This is a genomic window from Shewanella sp. 5S214 (assembly GCF_041439795.1).
Lineage (GTDB): Bacteria > Pseudomonadota > Gammaproteobacteria > Enterobacterales > Shewanellaceae > Shewanella > Shewanella vesiculosa.
This window is the reverse complement of the sequence record NZ_JBGOOV010000008.1, coordinates 105,177-131,887: the sequence shown is the minus strand read 5'-3', so window position 1 is coordinate 131,887 and position 26,711 is coordinate 105,177. Positions and strand designations below refer to the sequence as shown.

The 26,711-nt window shown below is 40.8% G+C and carries 25 protein-coding genes; 13 read left to right on the top strand and 12 right to left on the bottom strand.

What is annotated here, in order from left to right:
- Positions 1-207: 207 nt before the first annotated feature.
- Both ACED29_RS07630 and ACED29_RS07625 read right to left on the bottom strand, forming a co-directional pair.
- Complete coding sequence (locus ACED29_RS07630) at positions 208-957, bottom strand: ferredoxin--NADP reductase (RefSeq protein WP_371697391.1); 750 nt, start codon at positions 955-957, stop codon at positions 208-210.
- 43 nt (positions 958-1,000) lie between these two features.
- A complete protein-coding gene (locus ACED29_RS07625; RefSeq protein ID WP_182696663.1) occupies positions 1,001-1,630 on the bottom strand; it encodes a DUF5610 domain-containing protein in 630 nt (209 codons plus the stop codon).
- A gap of 289 nt (positions 1,631-1,919) precedes the next feature.
- Here ACED29_RS07625 and ACED29_RS07620 point away from each other — a divergent pair, with 289 nt between their 5' ends.
- Both ACED29_RS07620 and ACED29_RS07615 read left to right on the top strand, forming a co-directional pair.
- Entirely contained in the window at positions 1,920-3,407 is a 1,488-nt protein-coding gene (locus ACED29_RS07620; RefSeq protein WP_371697390.1) for an FMN-binding glutamate synthase family protein, read from the top strand.
- A gap of 149 nt (positions 3,408-3,556) precedes the next feature.
- Positions 3,557-3,763 carry a hypothetical protein gene (locus ACED29_RS07615; RefSeq protein WP_235781755.1) on the top strand — a complete coding sequence of 69 codons (207 nt, stop codon included), beginning with the start codon at positions 3,557-3,559 and terminating at the stop codon, positions 3,761-3,763.
- Positions 3,764-3,986: 223 nt separating this feature from the next.
- Here ACED29_RS07615 and ACED29_RS07610 read toward each other — a convergent pair whose 3' ends face one another.
- Both ACED29_RS07610 and ACED29_RS07605 read right to left on the bottom strand, forming a co-directional pair.
- Positions 3,987-4,208 carry a hypothetical protein gene (locus ACED29_RS07610; protein ID WP_124018053.1) on the bottom strand — a complete coding sequence of 74 codons (222 nt, stop codon included), beginning with the start codon at positions 4,206-4,208 and terminating at the stop codon, positions 3,987-3,989.
- Positions 4,209-4,544: 336 nt separating this feature from the next.
- Positions 4,545-6,338: an ABC transporter ATP-binding protein/permease gene (locus ACED29_RS07605; RefSeq protein ID WP_124018054.1), complete on the bottom strand. Its 1,794-nt coding sequence runs from the start codon at positions 6,336-6,338 to the stop codon at positions 4,545-4,547.
- Between the two features lie 360 nt (positions 6,339-6,698).
- Between ACED29_RS07605 and ACED29_RS07600 the strand changes: the two genes are divergently transcribed.
- Entirely contained in the window at positions 6,699-6,875 is a 177-nt protein-coding gene (locus ACED29_RS07600; protein WP_124018055.1) for a hypothetical protein, read from the top strand.
- 42 nt (positions 6,876-6,917) lie between these two features.
- Here the strand turns inward: ACED29_RS07600 and aroG are convergent, their stop codons facing one another.
- Positions 6,918-7,973, bottom strand: coding sequence for a 3-deoxy-7-phosphoheptulonate synthase AroG (aroG, locus tag ACED29_RS07595; RefSeq protein WP_124018056.1), 1,056 nt, complete (start codon positions 7,971-7,973; stop codon positions 6,918-6,920).
- 428 nt (positions 7,974-8,401) lie between these two features.
- Between aroG and ACED29_RS07590 the strand changes: the two genes are divergently transcribed.
- Complete coding sequence (locus ACED29_RS07590; protein ID WP_371697389.1) at positions 8,402-9,259, top strand: amino acid ABC transporter; 858 nt, start codon at positions 8,402-8,404, stop codon at positions 9,257-9,259.
- On the opposite strand, the gene ACED29_RS07585 is transcribed toward ACED29_RS07590, so the two are convergent.
- From ACED29_RS07585 to nrfA, 5 genes are all read right to left on the bottom strand, one after another.
- The gene (locus tag ACED29_RS07585; RefSeq protein ID WP_371697388.1) at positions 9,260-10,480 is read right to left on the bottom strand and encodes a tetratricopeptide repeat protein; all 1,221 of its coding nucleotides are present in this window, start codon (positions 10,478-10,480) and stop codon (positions 9,260-9,262) included. It abuts the gene before it with no gap.
- A 99-nt stretch (positions 10,481-10,579) separates the two neighbouring features.
- Entirely contained in the window at positions 10,580-11,023 is a 444-nt protein-coding gene (locus tag ACED29_RS07580; RefSeq protein ID WP_371697387.1) for a hypothetical protein, read from the bottom strand.
- Positions 11,024-11,079: 56 nt separating this feature from the next.
- A complete protein-coding gene (locus tag ACED29_RS07575) occupies positions 11,080-12,330 on the bottom strand; it encodes an ammonium transporter (protein WP_124018058.1) in 1,251 nt (416 codons plus the stop codon).
- Between the two features lie 9 nt (positions 12,331-12,339).
- On the bottom strand, positions 12,340-12,678 hold the full coding sequence (gene glnK / locus ACED29_RS07570; RefSeq protein WP_011636110.1) for a P-II family nitrogen regulator: 339 nt from the start codon (positions 12,676-12,678) through the stop codon (positions 12,340-12,342).
- 329 nt (positions 12,679-13,007) lie between these two features.
- Positions 13,008-14,399, bottom strand: a complete 1,392-nt coding sequence (gene nrfA, locus ACED29_RS07565) for an ammonia-forming nitrite reductase cytochrome c552 subunit (protein ID WP_371697386.1) — start codon at positions 14,397-14,399, stop codon at positions 13,008-13,010.
- 282 nt (positions 14,400-14,681) lie between these two features.
- Between nrfA and narQ the strand changes: the two genes are divergently transcribed.
- Entirely contained in the window at positions 14,682-16,397 is a 1,716-nt protein-coding gene (gene narQ / locus ACED29_RS07560; RefSeq protein ID WP_273057927.1) for a nitrate/nitrite two-component system sensor histidine kinase NarQ, read from the top strand.
- Positions 16,390-17,019, top strand: coding sequence for a response regulator (locus ACED29_RS07555; RefSeq protein ID WP_182696666.1), 630 nt, complete (start codon positions 16,390-16,392; stop codon positions 17,017-17,019). Before narQ ends, ACED29_RS07555 begins: the two co-directional genes overlap by 8 nt.
- 97 nt (positions 17,020-17,116) lie before the next feature.
- Here ACED29_RS07555 and ACED29_RS07550 read toward each other — a convergent pair whose 3' ends face one another.
- The gene (locus ACED29_RS07550) at positions 17,117-17,488 is read right to left on the bottom strand and encodes a YacL family protein (RefSeq protein ID WP_371697385.1); all 372 of its coding nucleotides are present in this window, start codon (positions 17,486-17,488) and stop codon (positions 17,117-17,119) included.
- A gap of 202 nt (positions 17,489-17,690) precedes the next feature.
- Here ACED29_RS07550 and ACED29_RS07545 point away from each other — a divergent pair, with 202 nt between their 5' ends.
- Complete coding sequence (locus tag ACED29_RS07545) at positions 17,691-18,656, top strand: zinc transporter ZntB (RefSeq protein WP_124018096.1); 966 nt, start codon at positions 17,691-17,693, stop codon at positions 18,654-18,656.
- Between the two features lie 286 nt (positions 18,657-18,942).
- On the opposite strand, the gene fkpA is transcribed toward ACED29_RS07545, so the two are convergent.
- On the bottom strand, positions 18,943-19,698 hold the full coding sequence (fkpA, locus tag ACED29_RS07540; protein WP_124018063.1) for an FKBP-type peptidyl-prolyl cis-trans isomerase: 756 nt from the start codon (positions 19,696-19,698) through the stop codon (positions 18,943-18,945).
- 168 nt (positions 19,699-19,866) lie between these two features.
- On the opposite strand from fkpA, the gene ACED29_RS07535 reads away from it, so the two are divergent.
- From ACED29_RS07535 to pepN, 6 genes are all read left to right on the top strand, one after another.
- On the top strand, positions 19,867-20,838 hold the full coding sequence (locus ACED29_RS07535; protein ID WP_371697384.1) for a WD40 repeat domain-containing protein: 972 nt from the start codon (positions 19,867-19,869) through the stop codon (positions 20,836-20,838).
- A 20-nt stretch (positions 20,839-20,858) separates the two neighbouring features.
- Positions 20,859-21,071 (top strand): SlyX family protein, encoded by a 213-nt coding sequence (locus tag ACED29_RS07530; RefSeq protein WP_124018065.1) that lies wholly within the window; start codon positions 20,859-20,861, stop codon positions 21,069-21,071.
- Positions 21,072-21,300: 229 nt separating this feature from the next.
- Positions 21,301-21,813 carry a peptide deformylase gene (def, locus tag ACED29_RS07525; protein ID WP_371697383.1) on the top strand — a complete coding sequence of 171 codons (513 nt, stop codon included), beginning with the start codon at positions 21,301-21,303 and terminating at the stop codon, positions 21,811-21,813.
- Positions 21,807-23,177 carry a COG3014 family protein gene (locus tag ACED29_RS07520; protein ID WP_182755302.1) on the top strand — a complete coding sequence of 457 codons (1,371 nt, stop codon included), beginning with the start codon at positions 21,807-21,809 and terminating at the stop codon, positions 23,175-23,177. Before def ends, ACED29_RS07520 begins: the two co-directional genes overlap by 7 nt.
- 49 nt (positions 23,178-23,226) lie before the next feature.
- Positions 23,227-23,820 (top strand): penicillin-binding protein activator LpoB, encoded by a 594-nt coding sequence (gene lpoB, locus ACED29_RS07515; RefSeq protein WP_182696671.1) that lies wholly within the window; start codon positions 23,227-23,229, stop codon positions 23,818-23,820.
- Between the two features lie 76 nt (positions 23,821-23,896).
- Entirely contained in the window at positions 23,897-26,557 is a 2,661-nt protein-coding gene (gene pepN, locus ACED29_RS07510; RefSeq protein ID WP_273057926.1) for an aminopeptidase N, read from the top strand.
- Positions 26,558-26,711 lie beyond the last annotated feature (154 nt).

Genomic DNA, 26,711 nt, shown 5'->3' with positions numbered 1-26,711 from the left:
GCTCCCTAATTGAAACAATATTGCGCCATCGCCGACGCGATTGATAATGGTTATCAATTGCGATAGGGTAAGTGATCATCTTCAAAGGAGCAAGTGCTGTTTCACTCGGGGCAGTGAATTTTCAAGCGAGGGAAGCAATGACCACAAAAATCAGTGAGCACTGTTGAGGCTCTGCCATCAAGGCATTAATGGTTATGATTGATGCTATTACCAATATTTTTCGACTGTTATTTGTCCAGGAGCGCGTCGAAGATTTTTTGCTAATCCTTTTTCCACTAAAGCGATTTGAGCATCCGTTATCATGCCAGGGTTACCGCAGATCATCACTTGAGAATGCTCAGCATTTATCCCTAATCCCGCTTTCTGTTCAATTAATCCGCTGCTAATACCATCGGGAATACGACATGATAAAGCATTAGGATAATCTTCACGGGTCACAATAGGAATAAATACAAACTGCTGTGGATGCAGTTCAATAAACTGCTGGATGGTCTCTAAATAAGCAAGATCTTCACCAAGGCGAACACCATAAACGAGCACGACCTTTTCAAAACGTTGCCAAGGCCCATCAGTTGCCAGCATTGAGATAAAAGGTCCGACTGCGGTGCCTGTGGCAAAAAACCACAAATGTTTACCTTGCAAAGCACCATTTGGCACCTCGTCTAGAGTCATAAACCCTGTTGCTTTAGACGTCACTTCAATAGAGTCTCCTGGGGTTAATGCTTGTAGATCTGGAGACAGCAGCCCGTCCTCTACCGCAACAGCAAGCACTTCGACATAGTCCTTACCTGGGGGATTCACCAGTGAATATGCACGAGCAACACGCTTTTCATCTCGTATTTGGCTGAGCTTTATAAACTGACCAGCGATAAAAGGTTCGACATTGGCTTTGATCCGCAGTGAAAATAATTTGTCATTCCAATCAATGCGTTCAATTACTTTACCCGTAGTCCACATAGTCACGATCCTTTCACTGAGAGCCAATCTTAATCATAAGAGACTACGTCGCTTGAGTCACGCTTTGTGATTCATCTTTAGCAAGCTTATCTTGCTTAAATTGCGCTAACCCTTGCTGTATCAGTTCATATGTTTTATCCACACCAGCGGCTATATCACCTTCTAACACCTTTAAACCAGACAATATATCGCTAGCCTCTTTAAAGCCTTGATCTATGGCATCACCAATTTTGAGCATAAAACTATCAACTTGCTCATCTAGTCCCATAGATTTATTTTGTTGTTGGTGAATAGAGAAAAAATTTGTGGCAAAGCTCACAATGCGATCAGCTGTTGCCTCTGGTGAGTAATCCACTCCGCTATCGACGCCCTTCTGAATTGCGTTGTCTCCAAGCGTGGGGGCAAGTTCTTGGTTAATGGCTTCAATTGCGGCGCGATAAAGCAACGCCATAGACTTGTCACCCGCAGAAATACTCACTTCTTCCTGTGCGGCAAGAATACTGTTGTTCATCATTTGACGACTCAGTTGACTCACTGATACTTTAGCTGATGAATTTACCGCTGAACTCGTATTATTAGCTTTATTTTGAGTTGAAGTATTCGCTTCACTGGTTGGAGTATTGTTGTTTTCTCGTCCCTTCACATTTGAGGGCGCTGCGCTTTTAATGTCCATAATAGTGTCTTATTTAAAGTAACGGATAGCTTAATTATCGACCAAAAAATGCATACCTGAAGTCATAATGAAATAAATATACGATTTAATTCACTGCAATAATGACCATAAATGCTTCTTCGTTTTAAAACAAAGCAGTTAGATAGCAAGCAGAAAAAATAAACGATATAGTGAGATTATATTTGGCATTGCTAATATGGTTAATTAACCAGACTCAATTACTATCATTACTGCGACTAAATTACCGCGAATAAACACACAGTACTAGATTCAATTTAAGGACAATAATATGCCGCAACAACATTGGTTTATGTGGGGAATGGATATCTTCTCTGGTCTTTTCTTAGTGTTATTTTGGCTATTACTGATTGCGGTCATTTACATGTTTATTGCTGATAAATGGCAAACAAAACAAGCCATACGCCATAATTACCCTGTTATCGGTCGCTTTCGATATATATTTGAAAAACAGGGTGAGTTTTTTAGACAATACTTTTTTTCTCAAGATCGTGAAGAACTGCCGTTTAACCGTGCCGAGCGCAATTGGGTATATCGCGCAGCAAAAAATGTTGACCGTACAATTGCATTTGGATCAACACAAGTTCTAGATAAACCCGGTTCAGTGATGTTCATGAACTCAGCCTTTCCGGTCAGCGATCATGACTCTCACAAGACAATAGACGTAACCATTGGTCCAGATTGCACCCATCCTTACACAACCAGTAAAATTTGCCATATTTCAGCAATGAGCTTTGGTGCATTATCTCGACCAGCGATAACGGCGCTATCTCATGGTGCAGCGAAAGCAGGTTGCTGGCTCAATACTGGTGAGGGAGGATTAAGCCCGTATCATCTTAAAGGTCATTGTGACTTAGTGTTTCAAATCGGGACAGCCAAATATGGTGTCCGAGACGAACAAGGCCATTTAGATCCTCAAAAACTCAGCGATATAGCAGCCCACCCTGAAGTTAAAATGTTTGAAATTAAGTTGAGCCAGGGCGCTAAGCCAGGGAAAGGAGGGATTTTACCTGCAGTAAAAGTGACCAAAGAAATCGCAGCCATTCGCGGTATTCCAGCAGGACACGACTCAATTAGCCCTAATGGCCATATTGAATTACATAATGTTGCTGACATTGTCGATATGATAAATCAAGTAAGAGACATTACCGGTAAACCAACTGGCATTAAGGCTGTATTAGGCGATATGTCTTGGGTAACCGAATTTTTGGATGAAATTGAGCAACGTGGGATAGAATATGCCCCAGATTTTTTTACTTTGGACAGCTCAGATGGCGGCACTGGTGCAGCGCCACAGGCATTGATGGACAACGTTGGGTTACCACTAAGGCAAAGCTTGCCGTCTCTGGTTGATTTATTGAATCAACGCGGCTTTAAGCAACGCATTAAAGTCATCGCAACGGGTAAAATGATTATGCCATCTTATGTAGCTTGGGCATTGGCCACTGGCGCAGACTTTATTGCTTCAGCTCGCGGCAATATGTTTGCCTTGGGTTGTATTCAATCACTACAGTGCAACAGAGACACCTGCCCAACGGGTATTACAACCCATAATATCCGTCTGCAAAAAGGCTTAGACCCTAAAGATAAATCTGTGCGAGTGGCAAACTACAATCATTTCTTACATTATGATTTAACCATGATTGCCCACTCTTGTGGCGTAACGGACCCAAGGTATTTAACCCGTCATCACGCTCGAATAGTGCAATCGTCTGGAGTTGCAGTCACCCTTGATAATCATTACCGTCATATGCAGTAGAGAAGCGCATCAACCCCAGTAAACGACTGGGGTTCGCTACGCGCGATTACTTTGCCGAATATCATTAAAGGGTGTATAATAAAATTTGATGTTTGTCACAGTAAGCGGTCTTAGTGTGATTTTAAAGCGAAATCAAACAGAAGGATTTCATGTTGAATATCAAAAAGAATGCAGTAGATCTTAATGTTGATCTAAATGTCAAAAGCTTAAGTTTAAGCTGTAAAAACTGTAATCGAATGACAGAAATCGAAGGCGAGCTAGTGTGTTTTGAGCAAGGAAAAATCAAATGCTTAACTCTCGATCCTTCTCCAGCAGCATTGATAAAAATGGTGTGTATTAATTGGCAAAAAAAATAAGCCAGTCATCGCTATACTATCTACTAATCCATTGTTTCAGCCAATCCTCTTGTCCTTAAATTATCCAGAAAATCTCATTTAGCGATTAATCCTCTTTGAGCATTAAATGAAATCCACTTAAGCCAAAGCCAATACTTCAGCTTGTGATAACAGCCGCTACTAGAAAATAATTTTATTACACTCGATTAATCCCAAAGTACATGGGAATTGCATTGTGGGATGGCTAGATTGATATATTGCTCTTATCCAAGTCGCTGTCCATTGCCTTCGCGAGAGTCACTCCACGAGTCGTCACTCTTAAACCGGCACACAAATCGTTGTAGACTATTTTAATCGCATCATCAGACATGTTACGCCCTTTTAGCATTGCCATAATAGCAAACCAATCAGTTGTCACTTGATGTCGGGTGCCTTCTAGCGCCGCAATTAACGCAATATTATGCACAAGTCACCTCCATACACGAATTCGCACCTTTAATAAAATCCAATTGATTGAAAAGTATAGCTATCTGGGGATAATACACCATAAGTCGGACTATAGATTAACTGCGTTGATCACTGCCGTCAAAAATTTCAGTCACGATAGATCTAACAAGTCAGTTTACGCGCTATTCTTTGCTGCTTAAGTATTCAATTATAGCGTTTAGCGTTATAAATAGCGGCCATTTATGTACAACTTAAATGCTGTATAAGCCTTACTCATAGTCAATAAAGCATAAATGAAAAACAGCAACTTCGGTATTTTATTCTTTTATATCACCTAACAACATAGCAACGTCCACTAGGCATGTGGCAGATTTTTTTGTTCATGTTGAATATGCCAAAGTCGTGCATAAAGACCTTGTTTAGCTAACAAACTGACATGAGTACCATGCTCAACAATCTTACCTTTACTCAATACTACTATTTGGTCGGCATCAATAATGGTCGATAAACGATGGGCCACCACTAAACTTGTGTGTCCTTTAGCAGCATCTCTGAGCGCGCTGAGAATCGCTTGCTCAGATCGTGAGTCGAGAGACGATGTTGCTTCATCAAACACTAGGATGGGCGAGCCCTTCAACACAGCTCGAGCAATAGCAACCCGTTGTTTTTCTCCACCTGAGAGCTTTAAACCTCTCTCCCCCACTTTGGTATTGCCTTTATCTGGTAATGATTCAATAAAGTCACTCAAATGCGCTAGCTTAACTGCAGCGACAATCTCATCATGAGTCGCATCGGCACGACCATAGCGAATATTTTCGTAAATAGAATCATTGAATAACACAGTATCTTGCGGGACAACAGCAATAGCTCTTCGCAAAGCTTGCTGGCTAAAATGACGCACATCAATGCCATCAATAGTGATTGCACCACTGGCAACATCATAAAAGCGGAATAGCAATTTAATAATAGTTGATTTACCCGCGCCACTGTCACCGACTACAGCAATTTTTTTCCCTGCTGGCACCTCGAAGCTAACACTGTTCAAAATAGGGCGTTGGTCGTATTGAAAACTCACATCGGTAAACTTTATCGTCCCAATCGTTGGGCTAATCTCAATAGCATCATCCGAATCTAATACTTGTGGTTGTTTGTCTAAAATATCAAACATACGCTCAATATTGGCTAATGCACCGCGGATCTCACGATACACAAACCCTAAGAAATTTAACGGAATAAACAACTGCATCATAAATGCATTAATTAACACAAAGTCACCAATAGTCATTGAGCCCTGGCTTACTTCATAAGCCGCTAATGCCATCATAGCTGTCATAGCCACAGCGATAATTAACGCTTGACCACCGTTTAGGGCAAACAATGATAAACGATTTTTTCGTTTTGCCACTTCCCATTGCTCAAGTGCAGAGTCATATCGTTGTGACTCAAATTCTTCGTTATTAAAATATTTTACGGTTTCATAATTTAACAAGCTATCCACTGAACGAGTATTGGCCAGCGAGTCGGCTCGGGCAGCATCACGCACATAACCGGTGCGCCACTCAGTCGCTACGATAGAATACCCAATATAAGCTACAACAGAAACTAAGGTTATCAGCGCAAAACTGATGCCATAATTATAAAAGAAGACCCCAATAACAAGCATAATCTCAAGCAGGGTTGGTACGATATTAAATACCATAAAACGCATTAAAAAATTAACACCACTGGTGCCACGTTCAATGTCGCGGGATAAGCCACCGGTGCGACGATCTAAGTGAAAATCAAGATCGAGTCGATGCAAATGTTCAAATACCGCCCGCCCAAGACGACGGATAGCACGTTCGGTGACTCGACCAAATAAGGTGTCTCGAACCTCGCCAATAATGACATTGAGTAAACGAACCGCGCCATAAGCTAATACCAAACCAACCGGGACAGCAATAAGCTGGGCCGGAGATTGTTTATCTAAGGTATCGACTAATTCTTTCAAAAGAAATGGCAATGCAACACTGGCGAGCTTAGCAACCACTAAACAAATCATAGCCAAAATCACGCGCGCTTTAAATTCTAGTAAATATGGCCATAACAAGCGTAAAACATGCCAATTTAACTTCCCTACCGGGCCTTCAAAATACGCAGAAGGTCTCATTTATGCTCCAGTTATTTACCGCTGCTAGGCAGTTTACGACGATCTAATATTGATTGTCTTATTATATGCCATTTTCTTATCAGACATTGCTCACATTACGATGTAATAACGGCAAACTCACCAGGATCATAAAAGGGGGGGGGTAATCGCATGTAAGTAGTACGTAGGTAGCACTTTAGTAGTATATTTATAGGATCCGCATTAGTCATAAATACTATATTTCAAACTTTTTTAGCCCTTTTAAGCTTTTTTAATCTAAATTGAGTTATTTCTGTAAGCAGAATTTGTTATTCTTTGGTTACATAAAAATGCTTGTTTGATAGTAAACAAACAACGATTTACGAGTTTAAAGGATACTTTATGTTGGAGAATTCAAAAATTCAGTACCCACCATTACAACTAATACAAACATGGGTATGGATGATGATTGAATCAGGTAACCCTGAGTTGCAAGAAAAAGGCCGTGATAATCTAATATCAGCTTTTGGCAGTTTAGCTAAGGCCAATGAATACTTAGTACAAGGTATAAAAAAATAAGGCGCATTTAGCGCCTTATTTTTACGTCAGTTTACACCCACTTTATGCTTGGCGACGGTTCAGGACACTTTGATTTAATGTCGCTAGCAGCGTCTCGGTATCATCCCATCCTATACAAGCGTCAGTAATGCTTTGCCCGTAACACAGAGCACTGCCTTCAATTAAATCTTGACGCCCTTCAACTAAATGGCTTTCGACCATTACACCAAAAATAGCATAATTTCCTTGAGATATTTGCCCTGCCACATCTTCAGCAACCATCATCTGCTTTTTATAATCTTTACTGCTATTGGCGTGGCTAAAATCGATCATAATGTTATCAAGCAATTCTGATTTAGTCAGCTGCTGAGCAATATCAACCACATGTTCAGCGCTATAATTGGGAGTGCGTCCACCGCGTAAAATAATATGGCAATCAGGATTACCTTTAGTGGAGACAATAGCCGAATGACCAAACTTAGTCACCGACAAGAAATGATGTGGAGCATTAGCAGCCCCAATCGCATCAATGGCCACCTTAATGGTACCGTCGGTACCATTTTTAAACCCGACTGGGCAAGAAAGACCTGATGATAGCTCTCTGTGAACTTGCGACTCAGTCGTGCGTGCCCCAATAGCGCCCCAACACATCATATCGGCAACATATTGAGGTGTTATCATATCTAAAAACTCACCCGCGGTTGGGATACCAGCATCGTTCAAATCAACTAATAGTTTACGAGCAGTGCGTAAGCCATCATTTAATTGAAAACTGTTATCCATATAAGGATCATTGATTAACCCCTTCCAACCAACCGTTGTTCTCGGCTTTTCAAAGTACACTCGCATAACAATTTCAAGCTGATCTTTATACTGCTGACGTAACTTAACCAAACGTTGACCATATTCTAACGCGGCAACAGGATCATGGATTGAACAAGGGCCAATCACCACCAAGATGCGATCATCTTTACGCGCTAAAATATTATGAATACTGTTACGTGCATTGAAAACGGTTGTTGATGCATGTTCGGTTGCCGGAAATCGCTCTAGAATCGCAATTGGAGGTAGCAATTCTTTTATTTCATCGATACGAATATCGTCATTTTGATAATGCATAGTGGTTACAACTCCGGCAAAACATATAATTTATCTGATTTAATATAAGGCTAAATCAGCTGATACAATCCATTAAGAAATGATAAAAAACCATCGAGAAAATGAATAAGAATCTTCAATTTAACCAGTATTTATCGACAAATCAATCAAGTATTACTCATCTGGGCCGATAAAAGAGACAATAAAAATTGATTCGTTAGCAATACGCTAAAACAATGACTGATGATCCGACAGGACCTTGGTATAAACGGAGTATTAAGTAAGGCTATTTGATGATTTTTTTATATTCAATGACGCTAAAGATAACTTGTCTTATAATCAAAGTGTACTCATGCTGTTAATGTGCTTTACTTTGGTTATTACCATGAATCAACACAAGGATGATGATCTATTTAACACTAAGCAGTATCTCCTGAGGAGACTAACCATTGAAAAGCAATTTCGTTTTTTCTATCTGTTTATTTAACTTATTATTAGGCTTTTGTAGACCCTTATCTGCCACTTTATTATCCCCAATAGAAAATGTCCCGCTATCAGATAAATTGAACGCGCTGAGCAAGAATGAACAATCGCCGCTAATGATCGACAGCATTAGTTTTTCAACCAGTGATAGTATTGCTCCGTATTTCTTCGCTGATGAAGAGATTGGTGTGCAATATGATCTATTAAAAGCCGCCCTCGACAGTAAAAACATTGCTATTAAAGAAATTGTTCATGCACCAAATTTACGTGCGCAACGCTTAGTTAGAACCCATAAAATCGACTGCATGATTAATACGCCAAACAATGTTGCAGGTTTATTTTATACCCAAAGCTTGATTGAATATAAAAATAGCGCATTCTACTTATCAAAAAACAATCTTAATATAGAAAAAATAAGTGATCTCAATACCTTGTCCGTTTTAGGCTTTCAAAATTCAAAACAATATTTAGGTAATAAATTTAAAGATATTGCCAACGGCAATCCTCATTTCAGTGAGATTACCAATCAAAAAAGCCAAGTTGTGATGCTGTTTAATGGTTATGTACAAGTCATCGTTCTAGAAAGGCGGATATTTGAATATTATCGCTATTTACTCGCATCAAAACTCGATACGAGTGTTGAAGTAACAGAAGTCTCACTGTTTGAACCTGCCCAACGAAAAATTGCCTGTCATGATAAAATAACGGCTGAGGAAATTGATAGCGCAATTACTTCACTCAAACAATCAAATCGTTATCAAGACATACTCGAGCTTGCAGAAAAGAACTATTATCAACCACAGACTAAAACACCTTCGCAATAATCAGTGTTGCATCATTGCTTGCAACTTCATTTGGTAGCCTTGTTTATGAAGGGTATCGCTCAAGGCCATTGCACGCTTAAGGTTTTTCTCAGCAAGCCCTGCCTCACCTGTTGCCCAATACGCTCGAGATAAGCCAAAATAAAATTCATGCCGATAATCCGCTTTTTCAACAGCTCGTTTATACCACACCAGTGCATCTTGATATTGCTTATCAAAATACGCTTGTTGAGCCATATCATAGTAATAAAATGGATTATTAATTCTCGCTAACTCGAGAACCTTATGTATCTCGGCCCACTCTTGTAGACGTCCTTGCTCCCCTAAAATTAAGGCTAAATTATACAATGTCGTTAGATCTTGAGAGTCAACTTGTAGCGCTAACCGATATGCATATTCGGCCTCAGCTTCATAACCTTTATGACGATAAATAACCGCTATCGTATTGATTGCAGCTACATACTGCGGGTCTAGCAAAATACTTTTTTTTACCAGTGAATAAGCGGTATCATAATCAGCATCAACCAATGCCTCCGCGGCTATATTGTTATAAAACATCGCGGTTAATTGACGCTTATTGACTGTTTTTTTATGGTAAGCACGAACTGAACGTTCAGGTAAGAAATCCACCAAAATATCAGTCCCCCGAAATAACACAGTATGAGAATCCTTCACTGGTAACAGGCTCAAATTGACGTGACCGTTGACTAAATAAAAACCACCACGCCTATCCCAAACGGGTTCAATATCAATATCATAAAATTCAACAGGCACATTTAACACATCAGCTAAAGCTGCCGATAACACCACCAGAGACATACAATTACCTTGGCGATTAAGCGCTGTTTCACTTGCGGTATGAGTAACATTATCGCGGTATTCAAAACCACCATCTTGAGCACCAATATACTGAGCTAACCATTCATTGGCGATAATACTCTGGCTACGAAGCATATTATCCGCTTGAAACTGTCGCCTAAATTGAGCCACAAATGGCTCAGGTAAACGATAAATATCATCAACCTCCACAGTGTCTATTGGCGTAAATAGCTCATCATGAAATAAGTTCGCAATCTTGAATGCTTGATTTGGAGATGGCGTTGACTGACAAGCACTCATACCGAAAAGTAAGGTAACGAGTAGAAGTTTAATCCATTTGAATGATAAATAGTCATGATAGTAACAGGCATCAACCGCTGTCTTTTTTGAGTGACGAGTGAACATAATTCAGCCCTCAGATAGAAATACGCTATCTAAAAGCATAGTCAATAGTTGCCTATTCAGCCAAAGCTACTGAGATAAGGTTTGATACCAAGGCATTCACTATTGAGCAGGGATCTCACTCAAAGGAGGATCAATTTGGATAAACACTTGTGTGTCTTGATAGTCATAGGGACGATAAAATTGTTGGCCACAGCTAAAATAATTAAACGGTGACGCTATCGCCAAGCATCCAATCGGTAACGATTGTAGGATAGTAACCTGCTGTTGCTGCCGTAACAGCTCTTGCCATTGGTGCTGTTGTAACAATTGGTCGCGAACAGCAAAAGCATCAAAAGGCGTAGATGATTGACGCACCACAACAGTGCCAGCATGGCTCATGACACCAAACAACAAGCTAAAAAGTATCGCCGCGATCAATAAGTTTACCCCTGCTCGCATCATAGTTACCTCATCACTGTTTTTATCATCCAAATACCGATATATCACGCTAGCACATTGACTCGCTTTCCCCAACAGCGGCGTTAAGAATTTTATTGGATGCATAAAAAAACAGAACCTAAAGGCTCTGTTTTTTATTTTACTTAGATTAAAGAATTAACTTAACCAGCGCTTTTGACACTCACAAACTCAGGGTAAGCATCAACACCACAGTCAGAAGCATCCATACCGTTGTACTCTTCTTCTTCTGTTACTCGAATACCCATGGTCATTTTTAATATAAACCATACAAGTAACGATGCGCTAAAGACCCAAATAAAGATAACGGCGGCACCGTATAACTGGCTACCAAAACTAGCATCAGCATTTGATAATGGAACTAACATCACCCCAAGGAAACCAGCAACACCGTGAACCGAAATCGCGCCAACTGGGTCATCAATTTTAATTCGATCAAATGCGATAACCGAGAAGATAACAACAGCACCCGCCACTAAGCCAATCACACCAGCCATTAATAGTGAAGGTGATAGCGGGTCAGCAGTAATCGCCACTAATCCTGCTAACGCACCGTTTAATATCATGGTTAAGTCTGCTTTGCCCCAGACAACTTTACACACAATCAATGCTGAGATAGCACCAAAAGCAGCGGCAGAGTTAGTATTTACGAATATTTTAGCGACTGCACTGGCATTTTCAGCATCTGAAACTAACAGTTGTGAACCACCGTTAAAGCCAAACCAACCCATCCATAAAATGAACATACCTAAGGTTGCCATTGGTAAGTTAGATCCTGGAATTGGATGCACTTGACCATTTTCACCGTATTTACCTTTACGAGCACCAAGAAGCAGTACACCAGATATCGCTGCTGCCGCACCAGCCATGTGAACAATACCACTACCAGCAAAGTCGACAAAACCCGCTTCAGAGAGGAATCCACCGCCCCATGTCCAGTAGCCTTCGACAGGATAAATAACAGCTGTCATTACGATAGAGAAGACTAAGAAAGACCACAATTTCATCCGTTCAGCAACGGCACCAGACACAATCGACATTGCAGTAGCAACAAACACCACTTGGAAGAAAAAGTCTGACTCTAATGCATGGTCTGCACCTTCAGCTTGCGAACCAATTAATGTGCCAAAAGAAGGAATAAAGCCACCTTCGACATTATCTACATACATAATGTTATAGCCAACCAATAAAAACATGACACAGGCGATTGCATATAAACATACGTTTTTAGTTAAAATTTCAGTGGTGTTTTTTGAACGGACTAGGCCAGCTTCTAACATGGCAAAACCCGCGGCCATCCACATCACAAATGCGCCAGAGATAAGGAAATAAAATGTATCTAGTGCGAAACGTAATTCAGTAACCGTTAGGCCTAATTGAGTTAACTCTTCCATAACAGTCTCCTATAATGCTTCGTTATCAAGTTCACCCGTACGGATACGGATCGCTTGTTCTAAATCAGTAACAAATATTTTACCATCACCAATCTTGCCGGTATGGGCAGCACTGGTAATCGCTTCAATAAGCATGTCCAAGTTTTCATCTTTGGTCGCAATTTCTAATTTTACTTTAGGTAAAAAATCCACTTGATACTCTGCCCCACGATAAAGCTCAGTGTGGCCTTTTTGACGTCCGAAGCCTTTTACCTCAGTAACAGTCATACCTTCAATGCCCATGCCTGCAATGGCTTCACGGACATCATCCAACTTAAATGGCTTGATGATAGCGCTGACGAGTTTCATCTCGACCTCCAAAAGTGTGAAAAAATGTAATTGTTATTTATTTGTTGAATAGTTAATTCAATCATTAGGCCACATTTTCAAATCACTGTTCTGTATGAATTTTATTTTATTTTTCATTTTATTTGTTAACATAAAAGCACCATTCAAGTGCATCTCAAACATCAACGCATCATTTTAGTGCAATTATTGAGCTGGCTTTTATCACGTCGAGTAACAACGGCTTAAGCCAGAGGTTTTTAGAGCGAACGTAAAAAAATAGCCCTCAAATGAGGGCTATTTTTATGATTTAAGGATTAATAACACCATAAAGCGTTAAGGTTCAACACCAGTTATTTATAAGTCGCCTCACGCTTTTTAGCTTCTTCTTTCCACTTAGGAACAAGTGTTTTCTTGAATTCAGCTTTTTCAGCATTCATGGTTTTCATGTCCATGCCTAATGCTGCTTGCGCTTTAGCTTTAGTTGACGTATCAGGATATGCAATTGGTTGTTTAACTCCTTTAGCACCTAATAACTGAGCCAATTTAACCCGAGCATCAGCAGCTTTATCCAATGAAGTACCTAAAATACGTAATACTTCAGCAGGAGCATGAGACGATGCACCATGAGATGCAGTGGCATAATCCCAACGCCACTGTGAATGACGAATATCCATTAGGATTGGCTTCATTTCAACTTCAGTTGCGCCAGCATCCCACGCCGCTTTAGCTTCAAAGTGAGCTTTAACTAATTGAGTTTCAACACGTGCCTTTAAGTCTTGTGCTTTCTGTTTGCTTTCATTCACTAAATTGACCATAAACTCTTTGCTTTGACTGTGACAAGTGGCACATGTTTCTTCAAAGCGATCAAATGGGTTACCCACTTTATGGTCTGTAAATTTGCGACCTTTGTCATTAGTCACTTTAGGCATATGACAATCAACACAGCTCACGTTATTTTGACCGTGAACGCCCATTTTCCAAGTTTCATAACCAGGATGTTGCGCTTTTAACATTGGCGTTTTAGACACGGCATGAGTCCAATCAGAGAACTCCATGTTGTCGTAATACACTTCCATTTGCTCAACTGTGGTACCCATATCCCAAGGGAATTTAACAAAACCAGGACGTTCTGCTGTTTTCTCGAAATAGTACTCAACGTGACATTGAGCACACACCATTGATTGCTTGTCTTTACGAGAAGCTTTATCAAATGGCGTATTTAATGTTGCCATGGCGCGCTCAGCAAACGGACGAGACATGCGTAACTTTGAAGATCCTTTTTCATGACAGTCAGCACAACCGAGCACATTGACAATTTCTGGGCCACCTTTAGCCCATTTACCACTGAAATAGCCATCTTCACCTTGCTCTTCAATCACCCGTGGTACGTCAGGGCTTTTACAGCTCCAGCAGGCCATTGGCATTGGACCATCTTGTGCATTTTTTGGTGCGCCAGTACGCAATGTATTCGTTACGTCAGTTACTGCATACATATGACCACGAGGTGCATTGTAATCTTTAGCAAAACCGTAACCAGCCCATAAAACAACTAGGCTAGGTACTTTTTCTAACATATCGACAACTTCTTTGCTTTCATCTGTAGCATGCCAGCTGTCGAACTGTTTTGAGAATTTATCCTTATAAACTTCATTACGAGGTTCGGTTTTCTCACTAGCCATTGCGCCAGCGGCTAAAAAACTGGCTGCAATCACTGCACTCAGTGCAATTGATTTTGCGTTCATCTTCATCACCCTTTATCTCCGTGTTACATTATATTTAATTTAATAATCACGACATCTCTAGAGACAAAGTTAGCTATTTAAAACGGCTTTAAATATACCTCTTATGAGGTATAGCGACTAAAGTTTGCGCCAGATCAATATGTAGACAGGATGTGTTTCACACTTTTGCAAACTTGTTAATGTTTTCAAGCGACACCTAATGTAGAACACACTATTGAACCTGGTATAAAACTGGGCTTTTGCTTATTTTTAATCCCTTACCGTTATCGACAGCAGGACTTTATGTTTACTCGTGGCAGCCTTACCTCCACCATTTTAAGTTTAATGCTCGTGGTGATTTTATTGTCATCAAGCTTAGCGGTGTTTTCCATCGTCAGTTTAACTTTTAGCTTGGGAGACGCCAGAGGAATAAACGCCTCAGGCTCGCTACGAATGCAAAGTTACCGACTATTGCTTGACGCCAATATTGGCAGCCATAATATCGATGAAAAAATTGCTGATTTCGAAACAACACTCAATTCTGAAGCGCTTAAACGCTCCCTTGCATGGTATAGCCCAAAAGAAATGCGTGACCAATACGTATTGGTTATTCATAAGTGGCAAGTAATGAAAGTCTATATTGAGGAAGGAAACATCCGCCTATACTCCGCTTCGTTAACCGACTTTGTTAACACCATTGATACCTTAGTGCTGAATATGGAACAGTTCGCCGCCTTTAAATTAAAGTTACTGGTTATTGGGCAAATTATTGGTTTATCTATTTTACTGATTATTGCTTTTTTTGCGGTGGCATTTACCCGTAAGCGCGTCGTTAAGCCATTGCAATTATTGATAGAAAGTTCCACAACAATCTCTAAAGGAAACTTCAAAGTTAAAATGCCTAAAACGGACTATATTGAACTCACCGCCTTAGGTAATGCATTGCAAAAAACTGCCGCTGAATTAGCCAGCTTGTATGAAGATTTAGAAAACCAAGTCAACGAAAAAACCTTGGCATTGACCCGCACAAATAACGAGTTAAAGTTTCTATACGACAACCTTGTCATGTTACATGCCAATAAACTCGACTATAAAGCCTTACAATCAGCAATCAATCAATTGAAATATTATGAAAATTTATCCTATTTACGCTTAGTTATTGAACATGATGACGGCTCCAAAGACATCATTAAGGCTGAAGGGGGCTGGCCAGATGAATTACCGATTGAATCGTTACACTTTCCATTATTAATAGAAAAGACTCAATTGGGCTATTTGGATGTGATATCTCATCGACCAGTTAACCGATTACTGTTTGAAAACTTCGCCATGATGTTAACGCGATCTATTACTATCCATAATGCATCTGAACAACGCCAACAATTAGCGCTACTCGAAGAGCGTGCTGTGATTGCCCGAGAGCTACACGATTCAATTGGGCAATTATTATCTTTTTTAAAAATCCAAGTCAGTTTATTACGCAAAAGCCTCAATGACTCATGTAGAAGCCCAGAAGTAGAAGCCCAATTGATGGAGATAAACGAAGGTGTCAGTACGGCTTATGTTCAATTACGTGAACTGTTATCGACCTTTAGGTTAACCATTAAAGAACCTAATTTACCGCAAGCTATCGACGTAATGTTGGATCAGTTACGCCATCAAAGCCAAATTGATATCCAATTGAATTACAAACTATCAGCGCACTTACTTGAAGCAAAACAGCACATTCATATTTTGCAATTAATTCGTGAAGCGACATTAAATGCAATAAAACACGCTACCCCTGAGCATATAGTGATAGATTGTCAGTTAACCGACAAGGGCATGATTACTATCTCAATTTGTGATGATGGCATCGGTGTGACACATTTAGTAGAACGAGATCAACACTTTGGTATTGGTATCATGCATGAACGCGCCAACAAACTGAATGGGATAGTATCGTTCAATAGTAACCAGCTTGGTGGCACTACTGTTACGCTGAGCTTTCCACCTCAACAGGAGCCTTTAAATGGGTAAGCCGTATTCTGTACTTGTTGTCGACGACCATCCGTTATTACGTCGTGGTATTTGCCAATTAATCACCTCAGACAGTGACTTCAGCCTTTTTGGTGAAACCGGCACGGGACTAGAAGCACTGACCGCTGTGGCCGAAAATGAACCCGATATTATTTTGCTCGATTTGAACATGAAAGGCATGTCTGGCCTTGATACTCTTAATGCGATGCGTCAAGAGGGAGTAACAGCAAGAATTGTTATTTTAACGGTTTCTGATGCTAAACAAGATGTCACTCGACTGCTACGCGCTGGTGCCGATGGTTATTTACTCAAAGACACTGAGCCTGATTTATTGTTAGAGCAACTCAAAAACGCCATGCTAGGCCATCGGGTAATCAGTAATGAAGTAGAAGCTTATCTTTATGAATTAGAGAGCGCTATTGACGACAACAGCTGGGTAGAAACCTTGACCCCTCGCGAATTACAAATATTACAACAACTGGCAGAAGGTAAAAGTAACCGAATGATCGCTGAGGATTTACACATCAGCGAGGGCACGGTCAAAGTACACGTTAAAAATTTACTGCGTAAAGCCAATGCAAAATCACGGACAGAAATGGCAGTTCGCTACCTTAATAATTAGCCCACTATCAAAGTTTAAATCACCATTAACAATTAACAACAAAGCCATTTAAACCTGGTTTTGTTGTTAGTTAACATCAACGAGAATTAAGACATGATTATTTATCGTTAATAAATGCTAACCAACTCTCCAGTACTGACTCAAAATCTTCAAGACCACAATAAGATTCAGATTCCGCATTGTACAGGCTCATAGAGTCTTCTAATAAGTGCTCTTCCTCAAAATCAATCACACTGGCAAATACTCTCACTTGCTCAGAGTCAATATCGATGGTTAATTCTCCACCGACATCTCGCATGTGGTTTAGGGTCCCAGATTTGATTAATGCTATCTGCGTTAGAATATGAATCGCTTTGCTCTTGTCGTCACCAAGCTCTTCTGAAAACCATCTGCCTAACACTTCATGATCCATACTAAATTCAGCAAATACCGTGCCTTCTAGGCGGTTACGACGAAATTGATATTCCATACTAGAACTCTTTTTTGTTAGTATTTTTTCTATTTTAACCGATGATCGGCGACTCCGCTGCTAGTTAGCAGACCGAATAATGTGTTTGATGGTTAAATATACGATAACTAAAGGATTTCATTTTATAAGATTGCTTTAAACTTGGGCAAGATTAAAAAGTAGCGTAAATTATGACAATAGTGATCACATGGACTCTCTTATAATGAATAATGGTTTTATATACAGTTTGTTGCTAACGGGGCCCAATGCAGGCCAGTCATTGACTGAGGAACAAATAGCACAATGGCAACCTGCTGATGGTCTGTTATGGCTACATCTGCGTTACCGCGAACCTAAAGCGCGTAAATGGATCCTCAACTCTGGCTTAGATAGAGTTGAGAGGGATACCCTCTTGGCTACTGATACTCGCCCGCGAGTATTAAGCTCAGACAAAGGTATCTTACTGGCGCTGCGTGGGGTTAATTTAAATCCTAACTCAGATCCTGAAGACATGGTTGCTGTGCGGATCTACGCTGAAGAATCCAAAATCATTTCAACTTGCGAGCGCCAGCTTCAATCTGTAATTGATGTTGCCGATGCAATCGTTCAAGGTAAGGGCCCAATTGATAGCGCGGCGTTTATCATGGCCATTTGCGAACGCCTAACGCAACGCAAAGTAGAGTTTATTGGCAAGCTTGAAGAACAGCTCGATGAACTAGAAGAACGTGTTGTGACTCAAGTGAACAAGAGCTTGCGCACCGACATTGCAGAATTGCGCAGACAGACCGTAGTGTTGCGTCGCTACCTTGCACCACAACGAGAAGCATTTTCTCGAATGCTGCAAGAAACCAGCGAATTATTTGACCATAATGACAAAGTCCGTCTTCGTGAAATACATGAAACGCTGATTCGAGTGATTGAGGATCTGGATGCTATACGCGACCGCGCCAGCGTCACCCAAGAAGAACTACAATCGCAACAATCCGAGCAAGTGAATCAAAGACTGTATTTTTTATCTTTAATTTCGGCCGTATTTCTGCCATTAGGATTTTTAACCGGTTTATTAGGCGTCAATATTGGTGGCATTCCTGGTGCGGAATCAAACTGGGCTTTTGCAGCATTCTGTGGCGGATTATTTGCACTCATTGCCTTACAAATGTACCTATTTTACCGCTTAAAATGGCTATAACCTGACGATAATTTAACGGTAATCTGGCATTTGCATTTGTTCGTGAGTTTAGGCAATCATTAAATTAAGCGTCTCTGTTATATCAGCGCAATTATTGGCGTCGTTGCATCAGTATTACGACATTTGATACGCCTAACATAGCGCAACATTGGCAGACTGAATGATGCAATTATTTAGATCTAAGATAAACACCTTCAAGCCAAGTTCAATGTAAACAAAAAGGACGCCGAAGCGTCCTTTTTACTATCAAAATGTCAATCACTGAGCGACTGAACTATAGATGATATTACTTAGCATCTGCAGCAGGTGCCGGTGCTTTTTCTACTGAAACCAATTCAACTTCAAAAACAAGTGTTGAATTAGCAGGAATAGTACCCGTGTCGCGTTCACCGTAAGCAAGTTCTGATGGGATAACAAACTTGTACTTAGCGCCTACAGGCATTAACTGCACGCCTTCAGTCCAACCAGGAATAACGCGGTTTAATGGGAACTTAGCCGTTTCACCACGAGCATAAGAGCTATCAAACTCAGTACCGTCAATTAACGTGCCACGATAATGTACTTCTACAGTATCTTCAGCTGCTGGTTTCTCACCGGTACCTGGCTCTAATACTTCATACTGTAAACCAGACTCAGTAGTCGTTACGCCTTCTTTAGCTTTGTTTTCTTCTAAGAATTTTTTGCCTTCAGCAATCGATTTAGCCGCTAAAGCTTCAGCTTGCTCTAAACGTTTGTCATTTAACTTTTTATCTAGATTTTGCAATACAGTCTGCATTTCTTCTTCTGTTAACAGCATTTCTTCGCCTAAGCCATCGCTAAAGCCTTTAATCACCATATTACGGTCAACAGTAAAACCTAATTCTTCTTGTTCTTTGATGTGGCCAGACATGTACTTACCAATTGAACCACCAACACTATATGCTTCTTTTTGAACGTCAGTTGTTAATTCAACTTTCTTTTGAGCAACGTCTTGTGCTTCATTACACGCAGTAAGGCCAACAACGGCTAATGCAACTAACGATAATTTGTAAATAGATTTCATTAAAGCTTCCTCAGCATCCTTTAGTGGTTACAATAACCTTAATACATTCAATCAATGAGATGTTTAAGTGGTCATGTTCGTTTGCCACTTTATACTAGTTAAAACGGTTATACCATTGGGTAAACCTTATATGACAAGGTTTAGGACAATAATTCAAGGAGCAAGTTCATGACACGCGTTTCAATGCTGCTTTTTTGTTCAACACTCGTCCTAACAGGTCTGCTATCTGCATGCCAACCTAGCCCAACTCAAGTACACGTTATCACGACCGATGCCAGTTACAGTGCAAGCTTGTCAAACGATGCCACTATCGCCTTAGTAAGCACAGCCCATAACGGAGTACAAGTATGGGACCTCAGCCATTCAAGCCTGTCTTATCAGTGGTTCCAAGGGCAGCAACAAAATACCAGTAATGTTATTGACATTGCAATATCTGCTAATAACCTTTATGCCGCAACAATTAGTAGCCATTCCTTAGCCATATGGCGCTTAACCGATGGCTCTTCAGTGGGATGGTGGTCGTTACCCTCTTATGCCCAAAGTGTCGCCATTGCCAATACAGGGCAAACACTCGTTGGTTTAGTCGATGGATCAGTAATGTCATTGTCGCCAGAAAAATCGCGACTCATCCAGTTTTTAGCCCACAAAGAAAAGGTTAATAGTGTTTCAATTAGTGCCGATGGTAACAGCGCATTAAGTGGCGATAATGATGGCAAGGTGATTCTTTGGCAAACTCAAACTGGCCAGCCACAGCAACAATGGCAGTTGAGCTCACGCGTGACGAAAGTGCTAATTAATGACTCAGCTTCACTCAGTTTTGCCAGCGATATCACTGGTAACGCCACCCTGTGGCAATCTGATACAGGCATTCTCATTAGTCATCTGGATATTAATCGACGCCAAATGAACTTTTCAACGGCTCGTTTTGTCAATAATGATCAGCAATTACTCACAGGAACGCCATCAAGAGAAATCTTTTTATGGCAAATTAACTCGGGTAAACAGGTTTCGCATTGGCAAGTTCAATTGAGTAAAAACACCCAAAACAGAGGGGCTGTAGTATACTCTGCCACTATGCCAGCACCTGGCTCAATCGTCAGTATTAGCAGCCAAGGTTTAGTTGAATATTGGCAGCAGTAATTAATTAATAAGAGGTCTACATGGACAGCATTTTGCAAAAAATTGATGATCTTGAAATGAAACTATCATTTCAAGATATCTCTATTGAAGAGTTAAACCAAGAAGTGATAAAACTCAATGCATTAGTTGCCAGACAACAACAGCAAATGCTATTAATGGTAAATAAACTGCATTCTATTGAGCCAAGTAACATGGCGTCTCCAGCTGAAGAGACACCTCCGCCACATTACTAACTCTTTACAGTAAAGTACATCTCTCGAAAAAATGATAAATCGCACTATAGATTCGACGCCCAACTATGTGGCTAGACTCTCATCGAGAATCAGTTAATTATGGGTGAGATTGAAGATATTATGAGTACGTTGTAACATTTTTAAGTCGCTATATGTGAAGCAATCACGATTTGAAAAATAGATTAATGCCGATCGTCATTAACACAAACAACAAGGACAGCCGTCACTTATGCAGCTAAAGCCATTACTCAGCATTGCCACGACAGGCGAAGAGATACTGACTCAAAAAGCTGAACCCGTGACGGTGTTTGACCAAGCGTTACGCACTTTAGCTGATAATATGCTCAGCACTATGCTAAACGCAAACGGTGTTGGTATTGCGGCAACGCAAGTGTTTAGTAAAGCGGCCATGTTTATTATGGCGTCAAATCCCAACGAACGTTATCCCGATGCCCCATTAATGGCTCCAACTGTGGTCATAAACCCCCAGATATTAACCGCATCGGCTGCGACTGAAGTTGGGGTTGAAGGCTGTTTATCGATCCCAGGGCAGCGGCTATCGATTTCACGACATTGCGAAATTAAAGTGCAATTCCAGTCACTAGATGGCCAGTTACATCAACAAACATTAACGGGTTTTGTTGCCCGTATTTTTCAACATGAATATGACCATTTACAAGGCATAACCTTACTTGAACGGGTCAATCTGATAGCAACCAAGATCCAGGTGACACAATGTTAAGAACATTCTGTATTGGATTAATTCTCAGCCTTAGCCTATCCGGTTGCGCTTTTAACAGTGTATTTGTTAATTACCCGTCGCAAATTGCTCCATTTAAACAACAGCTCAACAGCGAGACTCCAGCAGCAAACATCACCGATTTAGCCAATAATATCAGCGGTAATGATGGCTTACTTTATGCCCAAGAATCGGGACGTATTATGCAAGTTGCGGGCGATTTTACTCGCAGTAAAACCTACTACCAACAAGCCATTGATGCTTATCAAAGATTTGATGACAAAGCCATCGTTAGCGCCAGCAAGTTAGGCGCAGGTGCAAGCAGCCTGTTACTAAACGATAATGCGATTCCATATCGAGGTCCAGGTTATGAGCGCATCATGCTACATCAATATCAGGCGCTTAATTATTTATTCAGCGGCGATATTCAAGGGGCATTAGTAGAAGTCCGCCGCAGCAATGAGCTGCAAAGCCTTGAGCAAGCACGCTATCAACAATCACAAAAGTCAGTGCAAGATATGGCTAATGGCGTCATTGACGATCAAGTTGAGCGGTTAGGTAAAGAAGCTGGAAATGTGACGAGTTCGTTTCTCAATGCTTACAGTTATTACACCACGGGGTTATTGCACGAACTGGCTAACGAACCTAACGATGCCTTTATTGATTACCGAAAAGCGGCGCAAATTAGCCCAGATAATGTTTTTCTTCAACAAGACTTGGTCCGTCTAGCCAAACAATTAAGCATGCCTCAATATGATGAGTTTAAACGGCGCTGGGGAGAGGCGACATTACCCACTGCGGGTCAGGGGCAAGTAATCTTTATTATTGAAAAAGGCTTTGTACCTGAAAAACAAAGTATTACGGTTCCTTTCCCCATCAACGGTAATATACAATCGGCCTCATTAGCCACTTACTTACCGCAACATCCGTTAGCGAATAATAACCAAATTCAAGGGCTCGATGCGCCACTGACCGCGCAAGCCATTGCCAATATTGATGCGTTAGCCATTAATGCATTAAAAGAAGATTTACCCGCAGCCTTGTTTCGTCAAGCGGCAAGAGTTTATGCTAAATACCAAATGAACCGTAGCGTACAAAACAGTGACCAACGCGCCAATAATCAAGTTGATGCTGCTGCGATGGTGATGCAAATATTTAATGTTATCACTGAGCAAGCTGATCGCAGAAGCTGGCTCACGCTACCACGACAAGCTCAAATTGCCCGACAATTTATCGACGCTGGCAGCTATAATATTCACCTAAATAACAGTAAAAATGTAAAAATTGACGTAACAGCAAACCGTACAACATTAATTTGGGCAATAGAGACTGGAAATCGTACCCGTTTTTATTCGATAATAATCTGATAAACGATAATTACATATCAACTGTCACTCATCACTAATGGAATTTACTATGAAAAATTTGAAACTGATATTGATACTCGCAGCAGTGATGGGGCTGAGCGCCTGTCAATCTAAAGTAGAGTATGGCGACGCTACTGAAGTTGAAACCGTTAACGAGAACTTCGGCTCCACCGATCTTCAAGCTATTGCAGCTAAAATGGTCGACAGCATGATGGCATTCCCACCAGTGGTGGTAATGACGCAGAGCAACCGTCCGATTGTATTTGTGGATAAAATTAAGAATAAAACTTCTGAGCATATTGATACTGAATCGGTAACCGATAGCATTAGCAACAAGCTATTACGCTCTGGTAAGTTCCGTTTTATTGATATGACTAAGGTTGATACTGTTCGCAAACAACTCGATTATCAAAACAACGCTGGCATGGTCGATCCATCTACTGCGATTAAATTTGGTCGCCAAATTGGCGCGCAATATATGCTTTATGGCAACTTGTCGAGCATTGTTAAACAAGATGGCAGCACCAAAGACGTTTATTACAAGATGACCATGCGTTTAATGGATCTTGAAACAGGTTTAATTGAATGGTCTGATGAAAAAGAAATCCGTAAAATGAAATCAAAGTCATTTTTAGGTTTATAAGTCACAACCTATAGCATTAAAGCCGACATTGTTGTCGGCTTTTTCATTAATCTAATAATAAGTTAGGAACACTAACGTGAAATTGTTATCCACTGAATTGTTTAGTCCTCGGGTTATTAAAACCAGTCTCATCGCATTATGTTGTGCTAGCGTTATTAGCTGCAGTAGCTCAATATCCACCACCGCCTTTCAACGGGATGGCTCTGCCTACATTAGCCAAGAACAAGCGCAAGCTAGATCCAGTGTGATATCAAATGCGCAATATGAGCTAACTTTCTTTCTGAGTGAACATAGTCAATTCAGTGCAAAATCAGTTGTTAACTTTGACTTAAGCAGCGTGCCAAAAGCGCTTACGCTCGACCTTAATAAAGCCAATATCAAACAATTTATCATTAACGGTACTAAGGTATATCCTAATTACAATGGTGCTTATATTGTACTAAATCAAAGCCTACTAGTAGATGGCCACAATACCGTAGAAGTCGAGTTTACTCGCGAGCACAGCACCAATGGTGAAGGCTTACATCGTTTTGTCGATCCCGTAGACGGTAAAGTTTACTTGTACTCGCATTTTGAACCTGCGGCTGCTCAACAAATGTTTGCCGTATTTGATCAACCCGACCTTAAAGCCAGCTATCAAATCAATGTTCATGCCCCCAAAGACTGGCAAGTGATCAGTGCTATGCGTGAAACCAATATCGTCGACCAAGGTGAAACCAACTTATGGACTTTCCCTGCCACGCCTAAGTTGAGCCCCTATAACTTTTCTATGCACGCTGGTCCTTACCATGTTTGGGAAGACAACTCAGGCCGTTATCCAATGCGCTTGTTTTCGCGTCAATCAGTCGCGGATCAAGTTTCACCACAAGATTGGTTTACTTACACCAAACAAGGGTTAGACTTTTTTGATCGCTACTTTGGTATTGCATACCCGTTTAAAAAATACGACCAAGTATTGGTTCCTGACTTCCTTTACGGTGCAATGGAAAATGCTGGGGCAATTACCTTTTCAGAAGACCGTTTCTTATTTAATGCCGCAATGACAGCTGAACAAAAAGAACGCTTAGCCGGCGTTATCATGCACGAAATGGCGCACCAATGGTTTGGCGACTTAGTGACAATGAAATGGTGGAATGGCTTATGGTTAAATGAAAGCTTTGCCTCGTTTATGGGCACCCTTGCCACCAGCGAAGCAACCGAGTTTAGCAATGCATGGCGTAGCTTTTATGCTAAAGGTAAGCAGGCAGCTTACCATCAAGACAGCTTAGTCACGACCCATCCTATTGAAGTACCTGTGGCCACCAGCAAAAATGCCTTTGATAACATCGATGCCATTACTTATCAAAAAGGCGCATCAACCATTAAGCAATTACGTCACTTGCTCGGTGAAGACATTTTTCGCCGTGGTGTAAGCCAATATCTTACACAATATAGCTATCAAAATGCTGAGCTCAATGACTTTATCAATAGCCTAGCTACTGCCAGTGGTCGAGATTTATCCCAATGGACCAAAGAATGGTTGTATGCCGCAGGGGTCAATACCATCAAAGCCCAGTACACCTGCCAAGGTGGACAAATTAACTCATTCGCGTTAGTACAAACAGCAGATAGCCAATTTCCTACGCTACGCGAGCAACGTGTTCAAATTGGGCTATTTAACAAAAACAGGTACGAACTTGAAAAACAACAAGTCATCGCGGTTACCTATAAAGGCGCTTACACCAAAGTTGATCAGTTAATCGGTGAGGTTTGCCCTGATTTAGTCTATCCAAACTATGACGACTGGGGATTTGTAAAAGTTGAGTTAGACACGAGTTCATTTAATACCGCTAAGCAGTCTCTAGGCCAAGTGAGCGATCCGTTATTACGCTCAATGTTGTGGCAAAGTATGTGGGACAGCGTCATTGATGGTAATACATCAATGGAACAGTTCTTAAATATCGCGTTAATTAATGCACCACTGGAAAAAGATTACACCATATTAGGTCAAGTGCTTGGTAATCTTCAGCAAGCCAAAAACTATCTTGATCTTATGGCGCCCATGCATGCAAGTTACAACAGCAAAATATCAAAGGCATTAAGCCAAATGAGCTTGCGTATGAGCATGGAAAGTTACCGTAACCGAGACTTCCAACGCCGTTGGTTCGATGCCTATATTAGCCTGTCTAGTCACGGTGAGGCGTTAAAACATATTCAATCTTTACTGCAAAGTAAAAGTCATATTAAAGGGTTAAGCATAGATCAAGACTTGCGCTGGGCCATGATCCGCCAGTTAAACCGCTATGATTATGGTGACGCTCAAGCGTTACTTGCTCAAGAAAAACATCTTGATCAATCTGACTCGGGCGAAAAAGCAGCCATTGCAGCTGAAGCCATCCGTCCGCAGTCAGCGCTTAAACGCCAATGGTTAAATACCATTGAGAATAATGACACTATGCCTTTCTCTAAGATCCGTATTGCGATGTTTAACCTCTATCCTGCGGAGCAAAAGCTATTAAGTGCGGCGACCGCAGAACAACGCTTTGCTAACCTACCGTTAATGGACGATAAAGGACCAGTATTTATGCGTAGTTTTGCCGCGGCACTGATCCCGACGCAGTGCAGTGCAGGCAACATTAATGCAATTAGTGATGTCCTAGATACGCAAACAGGTTTATCACAACTCGCGCGCCGCGCCCTACTTGAAACCCGTCAAGAAGAGCAGCGCTGCGTAAAAATAAAACTGCTATTGCAGTAACCGCTACTCTAGTCGTAATAACAATCAATGGATTAGTCATTTAATGATGAAGCCATGGGGTGAATACAAAAAAGCGCTGATAAATATCAGCGCTTTTTTATTAGCTCAATAAAACAACTCTATACTGAGCCTGTGGATTTTATAACATTTGATA

Excerpts from the sequence above, each read along its gene's own strand:
- lpoB (WP_182696671.1), top strand. The coding sequence starts at position 23,227 with ATGAAAAATTTGAAACTGATATTGATACTCGCAGCAGTGATGGGGCTG.
- ACED29_RS07600 (WP_124018055.1), top strand. The coding sequence starts at position 6,699 with ATGTTGGAGAATTCAAAAATTCAGTACCCACCATTACAACTAATACAA.
- aroG (WP_124018056.1), bottom strand. The coding sequence starts at position 7,973 with ATGCATTATCAAAATGACGATATTCGTATCGATGAAATAAAAGAATTG.
- ACED29_RS07530 (WP_124018065.1), top strand. The coding sequence starts at position 20,859 with ATGGACAGCATTTTGCAAAAAATTGATGATCTTGAAATGAAACTATCA.
- ACED29_RS07545 (WP_124018096.1), top strand. The coding sequence starts at position 17,691 with ATGAATAATGGTTTTATATACAGTTTGTTGCTAACGGGGCCCAATGCA.
- fkpA (WP_124018063.1), bottom strand. The coding sequence starts at position 19,698 with ATGAAATCTATTTACAAATTATCGTTAGTTGCATTAGCCGTTGTTGGC.
- def (WP_371697383.1), top strand. The coding sequence starts at position 21,301 with ATGCAGCTAAAGCCATTACTCAGCATTGCCACGACAGGCGAAGAGATA.
- ACED29_RS07585 (WP_371697388.1), bottom strand. The coding sequence starts at position 10,480 with ATGTTCACTCGTCACTCAAAAAAGACAGCGGTTGATGCCTGTTACTAT.
- narQ (WP_273057927.1), top strand. The coding sequence starts at position 14,682 with ATGTTTACTCGTGGCAGCCTTACCTCCACCATTTTAAGTTTAATGCTC.
- ACED29_RS07630 (WP_371697391.1), bottom strand. The coding sequence starts at position 957 with ATGTGGACTACGGGTAAAGTAATTGAACGCATTGATTGGAATGACAAA.
- ACED29_RS07625 (WP_182696663.1), bottom strand. The coding sequence starts at position 1,630 with ATGGACATTAAAAGCGCAGCGCCCTCAAATGTGAAGGGACGAGAAAAC.
- ACED29_RS07555 (WP_182696666.1), top strand. The coding sequence starts at position 16,390 with ATGGGTAAGCCGTATTCTGTACTTGTTGTCGACGACCATCCGTTATTA.
- ACED29_RS07520 (WP_182755302.1), top strand. The coding sequence starts at position 21,807 with ATGTTAAGAACATTCTGTATTGGATTAATTCTCAGCCTTAGCCTATCC.
- glnK (WP_011636110.1), bottom strand. The coding sequence starts at position 12,678 with ATGAAACTCGTCAGCGCTATCATCAAGCCATTTAAGTTGGATGATGTC.
- nrfA (WP_371697386.1), bottom strand. The coding sequence starts at position 14,399 with ATGAACGCAAAATCAATTGCACTGAGTGCAGTGATTGCAGCCAGTTTT.
- ACED29_RS07605 (WP_124018054.1), bottom strand. The coding sequence starts at position 6,338 with ATGAGACCTTCTGCGTATTTTGAAGGCCCGGTAGGGAAGTTAAATTGG.
- ACED29_RS07535 (WP_371697384.1), top strand. The coding sequence starts at position 19,867 with ATGACACGCGTTTCAATGCTGCTTTTTTGTTCAACACTCGTCCTAACA.
- ACED29_RS07620 (WP_371697390.1), top strand. The coding sequence starts at position 1,920 with ATGCCGCAACAACATTGGTTTATGTGGGGAATGGATATCTTCTCTGGT.
- ACED29_RS07615 (WP_235781755.1), top strand. The coding sequence starts at position 3,557 with ATGTTGAATATCAAAAAGAATGCAGTAGATCTTAATGTTGATCTAAAT.
- ACED29_RS07550 (WP_371697385.1), bottom strand. The coding sequence starts at position 17,488 with ATGGAATATCAATTTCGTCGTAACCGCCTAGAAGGCACGGTATTTGCT.
- ACED29_RS07580 (WP_371697387.1), bottom strand. The coding sequence starts at position 11,023 with ATGCATCCAATAAAATTCTTAACGCCGCTGTTGGGGAAAGCGAGTCAA.
- ACED29_RS07575 (WP_124018058.1), bottom strand. The coding sequence starts at position 12,330 with ATGGAAGAGTTAACTCAATTAGGCCTAACGGTTACTGAATTACGTTTC.